Raw genomic sequence first — 6,801 nt, 5'->3', positions numbered from 1 at the left:
TAAGCGGTGGCCTTCCTGCTGAGTGGGAAGAAAAAGCAAACGCAATCATTGCTGATCTTCAAGCTAACCCTGCAAACATTGCATCGCGCAAAGCATCACAAAATGCACTTGAAGCGTTTGGCGCGATGCTCCCTGAATTCATGGGCGGCTCTGCTGACCTAGCACCGTCAAACTTGACCATGTGGTCGGGTTCGAAAGCGGTAACGGCTGACGATGCATCAGGCAACTACATCCACTACGGTGTGCGTGAGTTTGCGATGACGGCAATCATCAACGGTATCGCGCTGCACGGTGGTTTTGTTCCTTACGGCGCGACCTTCCTGATGTTCATGGAATACGCGCGTAACGCAATGCGTATGGCTGCACTGATGAAAATTCAGAACATCCAAGTGTATACCCATGATTCAATCGGTTTGGGTGAAGATGGCCCAACACACCAACCTGTTGAGCAGATTTCATCACTGCGTCTGACACCAAACATGAGCACATGGCGTCCGTGTGACCAAGTAGAATCTGCGGTTGCGTGGAAACTGGCTATCGAGCGTAAAGATGGCCCAACATCGCTGATCTTCTCGCGTCAGAACTTGGCACAACAAGCACGTGATGCCGAGCAAGTGGCGAACATTGCTAAGGGTGGTTACATCCTGAAAGACTGCGTTGGCCAGCCAGAACTTATTCTAATTGCAACGGGCTCTGAAGTTGAACTAGCGGTTGAAGCTGCGGCGCAATTGTCTGCTGAAGGCAAACAAGTGCGCGTCGTGTCTATGCCAGCCACAGACGTATACGACAAGCAAGACGCGGCGTACCGTGAATCAGTGCTTCCTTCAGACGTGACTGCACGCGTTGCGATTGAAGCGGGTATTGTTGACTTCTGGTACAAGTACGTCGGTTTCGACGGCCGTATCATCGGTATGCATACCTTCGGCGAATCTGCACCCGCGGGTGAGCTGTTCAAGATGTTCGGTTTCACCGTAGAAAACGTGGTTGAAACGGCAAAAGAGTTGGTTGAATAAGCCTCTTCTCCCTCAATAACAACACGTTTTTAATGTTAAAAACCCGCTAAAAAGCGGGTTTTTTATTGCCTACAGTTCACGCCTCGAACGTGGAAAAGGAATACTTTACTCGTAAATACAGGCAATTACCTTCACCCTCACCCATCGACATACCAAAACTATCTCACCCTCATAATTTTTGTGCCTCGTGCTCAGAATTTACTCTCCTTAAACTGGCTACAAATCAACGCTAAGGAGTTGCGAAATGACAACCACAGATACAAAAACTGCGAGCCAAGAATACATCGAATGGAATGTGGATCTGGCTGTTCCAATTGCCGTTTCAGGGGGGTCATTGCCTTTTTCAGATACCCCTATGGTAGGCGTGAAGCGCATGATGTTTGAACGCCGTGGTGATGAAATCGCAAGACGAGCAACGTCCTGTGTTCGCTACGCCGAAGGCAGTTCATTTAAACCTCACAGCCACCCAGGGGGAGAAGAGTACATCGTTCTTGATGGCACCTTTTCTGACCACAATGGTGATTTCACCAAAGGCTGGTATGTGCGTAACCCTGTTGGTTCAACCCATGCCCCCTTCACCAAAGAAGGCTGCGAAATTTTCGTGAAGCTTTCCCAAGTGCCATCTAACGAGCCTGATTACTTCTACCTCAATACTCATGAAGCAGACTGGAAAGCCGTTGAAGATAAGCATTTTCAACTTCAACTGTGGCAATCAGACATCGAGAACACGACGTTAAATCAGTTTAAAGCTGGCTATACCTCGACCGTCATCAAACATGACGAAGTAACGGAATTCTTCGTGTTGTCAGGCACCGCAATCATTAACGACGTTAGTTACGAACACCACTCTTGGATGCGTTTTCCAGCAGGTACCACAATAACCGTCTCCACGACATTGGGCGCTGTGGTTTATCAAAAAATAGGGTCAGGCGAAGTACGCGTCTAGTCTCCCAAAAAATCATATTGGATTAACAACATAACGACCGAGAAGACTCGGATAAGGAAAAGTCATGTCCTCAGAAAATACAATTACCCTCTATGAAACCACAGGCTTCCCTAACCCTGCACGTATTCGCGCTGCACTGGCAGAGAAAAATGCGCTTAATCAGGTGGCATTTATAGAAGTTGATGTGATGAATCTTGAGCATCGTTCAGAGGAATTCTATGCCAAGAACCCCACAGGCACTGTGCCCGTGCTTCGTACGTTAGAGGGGGAATACCTCTCCGAATCTACAGCCATTACTGAATATATTGATGCACTTTTTGATGGACCGTCGCTCACAGGTACAACACCGATAGAACGTGGCGTGATCCACATGATGCAGCGCAGAGCCGAGTCGATGGTTATGGATGCGGTAGCAACCTATTTTCACCACGCCACCGACGGCTTAGGTCCCGCTCTAGAAACCTACCAATGTTCGGAATGGGGCAACCATCAGAAACAACGTGCTCTCGCCGGGTTTGCCTATTTTAACAAGCTATTAGAAAACAACTTATACGTCGCTGCTAATACGTTTTCTATGGCTGATATCACCTTGTTTTACGGGCTGGCGTTTGCCGAATTTGCAGGTCTTCAGATTCCTAGCGAATTGACACATCTCATTGCATGGCGCGAAACCATGTCTCAAAGAGACTGTTTCTCGGCAAACTAACTAAGGAGTGAGAACATGAAAGTACAACCTTTTTTTCATGTAGAGACAGGCTCACTCACTTATGTTGTTTCAGACAGTGGGTTCGCACTCATTGTAGACCCTGTTCTCGACTATAAAGATGGCAATATTACGTACACACATGTTGATTCTGTGTTGGACTATATCAAACGGAAAGGACTGGATTTACGCTTTGTGCTAGAGACACATATTCACGCTGATCATCTATCTGCGTCCCAGTATATTAAAAATGTCACAGGGGCCAAAACGGTCATAAGCGAGAAGATAAAAGAGGTATTCAGTCAATGGAAAACCAAGCTAAACCTGAAAAACGTGGCGAACTTTGATTTTTTTGTCGATGGTCATTCTAAGATTCCATTTGGTTCAAAGGTCATTGAAGTCATAGAAACACCGGGGCATACACCAGCTTGCATCACATATAAAATTGATAACCATGCCTTTGTCGGTGACACACTCTTCGCCCCTGATAAAGGAACGTCAAGGGCTGACTTTCCAGGCGGAAGTGCAACCGCATTGTTTCATTCAATAAAAAAGCTTTATCAGTTACCTAGAGAAACGTACGTTTACCTTTGCCATGATTATCCGCCATTAGGTACGGCACCAACCACACGTGTAAAATTGGATTGGCAAAAACGTAGGAATGTCATGCTCAGTCAAAACACCTCTCTAAGCGAGTATGTATTTACGCGAGATCGAAGAGATAAGTCACTCAAGGAACCAAGACTCTTGAATGTCGCCATCCCTTTCAATCTTACCTTTCGCTTACCAGGCAACAGCTAAAATAAGAAAAAGGGACTCACACATTGTGAGTCCCCTTTTCTCAACGTACGTAATCAGCACAATGCATTCACGTTGAAGATAGCAACCAATGCCTAAAATCATCAACCTGGTCACTCTGCTCCCCATTGAGCTTCCAAACAATGAAATAACAAAATCGTGAACGATATTGATGTTTTTTCATATCGAAAGGGCAAATTAACTCCCCTGATTTAAGCTCATCTTCAATCAATCTGCTTCTGCCCAAGGCGAGACCATTTCCCTTACGCGCTAGCTCAGTCACACTTGCGAAATCGTTGATTTTCAAGCCATGCAGTCTTTTAGGAAGCTCAACATCGACGCAATCGGACCATTCTTGCCAAGACGGGTAACCACTACTTGATGGTACCGAATGGTCATGAAGTAGAGGAATATCACTCAATAGATGAGGAGGCATATCGCCAAGACCGTATTTTTCTGCAAACTCGGGCGAACAAACGGGGAATATCTCTTCGAACATCAAATGCTGCGCACACATCCCTTCCCACTGACCAAGCCCATAACGTATCCCAACATCAATCCCATGCTCTGCGTAATCCACCAACGACACGTTCGTTTCTACCAAGATATCAATGTCGTCATGCTGCGTTTGATATTCATTGATCCTTGATAACAACCATTTTGATGCAATAGAAGGGCTAGCAGACACAGTGATCAAGTCTTCCTCGGGTTCATCAAAGAGATGATTTAGCCCACGCCCAATCAAATCAAAGCCACGGTGAATATCAGGGAACGCTCGCTCACCTTCTTCCGTCAGTGTTAGACGGGATGAACCCGATGTCGCTCGGTTAAATAATCGGACATTCAGCCATTCCTCAAGTTGCCTAACTTGTTGGCCAACCGCGGCGGGAGTGACGTTAAGCTCTTGCGCTGCACCCGCAAAACTATAATGCCTTGCTGCAGCCTCAAACGCCCTGATTCCATTAAGATGGGCAATTCTGTTCATTTTTGATGTTCTAAATCGCTTTTTAGATGCGTCCATCATCTAACCTGTATCCTTTTCACTACTGCTGTATGAATGTACATTTAGTATAGTTATATACTCAGGTAACCTAAACATTACCACTTTTCAAAAAAAATTAGATTTGAAAATATCGATGATTTCAAAACCATATCAAAAAACCTAGCATAAAATATCCAAACTCACACACATAAAATCCAAAACAAACATTAAGCAAACCTAATACTCTAATGCTCTATATTCGGAAACACTTATATTTAAAAAAATAGTCACATCCACCATAATCCGATTTAAATAAATAAGATAGAAGCCATAAAAAACCTAATACTTTTATAGGATAAAAGCCATCCAAAACCATGCCTCACCTTGATTGAAAAACATATCAAACGAACATAATGCAATAAAAACAAAAGATTAAATACATTTTTATTTGTAAACCCATAAAGACATCTTAATTTATAAACATAAAAAAACACATTTTTAATGCTTTTTTCATGATCATTTAATCATTAATAAAGTTAATAAAATCCATCTCAAAATTGAAACCAAAAAGAAGAGTAAATAAAAAGAAATACCACTAACATGGCTTTGACAGTACACCCAAAAAACTTACCAATAGAAACATTAAAACTTAACGTCATATAAAAGGAATTTTCATGAGTAACATAATCAATGGGACTGAATCTGACGACACTATTATTGGCACTGCCGGCGTAGATATAATTTATGGTAACGGTGGTAACGACATCATTCGAGGAGATGGTGATACAGATTTTATATATGGTGGTGACGGCGACGACACCGTGATTGGTGGTGATGATACCGATGAAGTCCATGGTGGTGCCGGTAATGACTGGGTTCGTGGTGGTTTCAAAGATGACGAGTTGTTTGGAGACTCTGGAGATGACCGCATAGAAGGTGGTCTTGGTAATGACACCCTTCATGGAGGAACGGGTAACGACTTCCTTTATGGCAATGAGGGCAACGATGTTTTAAATGGCGATGATGGTAATGACATCATAAGAGCTGGTGACGATGATGACCTTGCAAATGGTGGTAAAGGTAACGATGTTATCTTTGGACAAGAGGGCAATGACACCCTCAATGGTGACGCCGGTAAAGACACACTTTGGGGCGGAAACGGTTCCGACGTTATTAATGGCGGTGAAGACAATGATTCACTTTGGGGTGGTGAAGGTGATGACACGCTGAAAGGCGGGAATGGCAATGATCGTCTTCACGGACAAAATGGCAAGGATGCCCTCAGCGGTGATGCTGGTGACGATATTATCGGTGCCGGGGATGGCGCAGACACCTTAGACGGAGGTACTGGCGCCGATACATTGTTTGGCGACGCGGGCAACGACACACTTAAAGGCGGTGATGGCGACGACATAATATTCGGCGATGCTGGTGCCAAAGTATCCCAGGACCTTCGAGATAATTATTCACGCTATGACATGACATTATCGCAAGCTGATGCCGTTATTGGCGGCAATGATGTCATCACCGCAGGTGATGGAAACGATACCGTTTATGGCGAAGATGGCAACGACACTATTGATGGTCAGAATGGCAACGACAAATTATTCGGCGGAGCCGGGAATGACCATATCAACGGGGGCAACGGCATCGATCGGGTTGACGGCGGCGACGGTGATGACGTTGTCGACGGTGGGGCCGGTAACGACCACGTACTTGGCGGCAACGGCAATGACCGTGTGTATGCCGGTACAGGTTTTGACCACCTGTGGGGCGGAGAAGGTAACGACAAGCTCTACGCTGGTAACGATAGCATCGGTGACGCCCTGTTCGGTGAAAATGGTGATGATGAGCTTTACGGTAATAAAGGCAACGACTACATCGTCTCTGGCGCCGGAAATGATAAAGCTTACGGCGGCGCAGGGAATGACACCATATATGGTCAGGATGGCAACGACATCATCGAAGCAGGCGACGGCAATGACTATATTGAAGCCGGTAAAGGTAATGATAACGTCAAAGGCGACGCCGGAAATGACGTTATCTACGGCCAAGACGGCAATGATGTCCTTTCAGGCGGTGCGGGCAATGACGGCATTGACGGCGGTACAGGAAATGACCACGTTTACGGCAATGACGGCCACGATGGCCTTTCCGGCGGTGACGGCAATGACTATGTCGACGGCGGCGCAGGTAACGACCGACTCTACGGTAACAACGGTGACGACCACTTAGTCGGCGATTCCGGTGACGACTTACTGGTGGGTGGCCACGGAAACGACCTGCTTCAATCTGGCGATGGCAACGACAAACTCTACGGTGAATGGGGTAACGACCGCATCGACGGTGGTAACGGCAA

At 45.8% G+C, this 6,801-nt stretch carries 6 protein-coding genes; 5 read left to right on the top strand and 1 reads right to left on the bottom strand.

Annotated elements, in window-relative coordinates; all coding sequences use genetic code 11:
- From BM082_RS23615 to BM082_RS23600, 4 genes are all read left to right on the top strand, one after another.
- On the top strand, window positions 1-1,013 hold a 1,013-nt coding region (locus BM082_RS23615), incomplete at its 5' end, for a transketolase-like TK C-terminal-containing protein (protein WP_280138449.1).
- A gap of 244 nt (window positions 1,014-1,257) precedes the next feature.
- The gene (locus BM082_RS23610) at window positions 1,258-1,959 is read left to right on the top strand and encodes a cupin domain-containing protein (protein WP_017014875.1); all 702 of its coding nucleotides are present in this window, start codon (window positions 1,258-1,260) and stop codon (window positions 1,957-1,959) included.
- A gap of 64 nt (window positions 1,960-2,023) precedes the next feature.
- Window positions 2,024-2,665, top strand: coding sequence for a glutathione S-transferase (locus BM082_RS23605; RefSeq protein ID WP_074928859.1), 642 nt, complete (start codon window positions 2,024-2,026; stop codon window positions 2,663-2,665).
- A gap of 15 nt (window positions 2,666-2,680) precedes the next feature.
- Complete coding sequence (locus BM082_RS23600; RefSeq protein ID WP_017010398.1) at window positions 2,681-3,463, top strand: MBL fold metallo-hydrolase; 783 nt, start codon at window positions 2,681-2,683, stop codon at window positions 3,461-3,463.
- Between the two features lie 67 nt (window positions 3,464-3,530).
- On the opposite strand, the gene BM082_RS23595 is transcribed toward BM082_RS23600, so the two are convergent.
- Window positions 3,531-4,484, bottom strand: coding sequence for a LysR substrate-binding domain-containing protein (locus BM082_RS23595; protein ID WP_017010397.1), 954 nt, complete (start codon window positions 4,482-4,484; stop codon window positions 3,531-3,533).
- Window positions 4,485-5,116: 632 nt separating this feature from the next.
- Between BM082_RS23595 and BM082_RS25020 the strand changes: the two genes are divergently transcribed.
- Window positions 5,117-6,801 (top strand): calcium-binding protein (locus BM082_RS25020; RefSeq protein ID WP_244276081.1); only part of this gene is annotated, 1,685 nt, incomplete at its 3' end.

The sequence above is a fragment of the Enterovibrio norvegicus DSM 15893 genome (assembly GCF_900115495.1).
Classification (GTDB): domain Bacteria; phylum Pseudomonadota; class Gammaproteobacteria; order Enterobacterales; family Vibrionaceae; genus Enterovibrio; species Enterovibrio norvegicus.
This window is presented reverse-complemented; position numbering and strand designations above follow the sequence as displayed.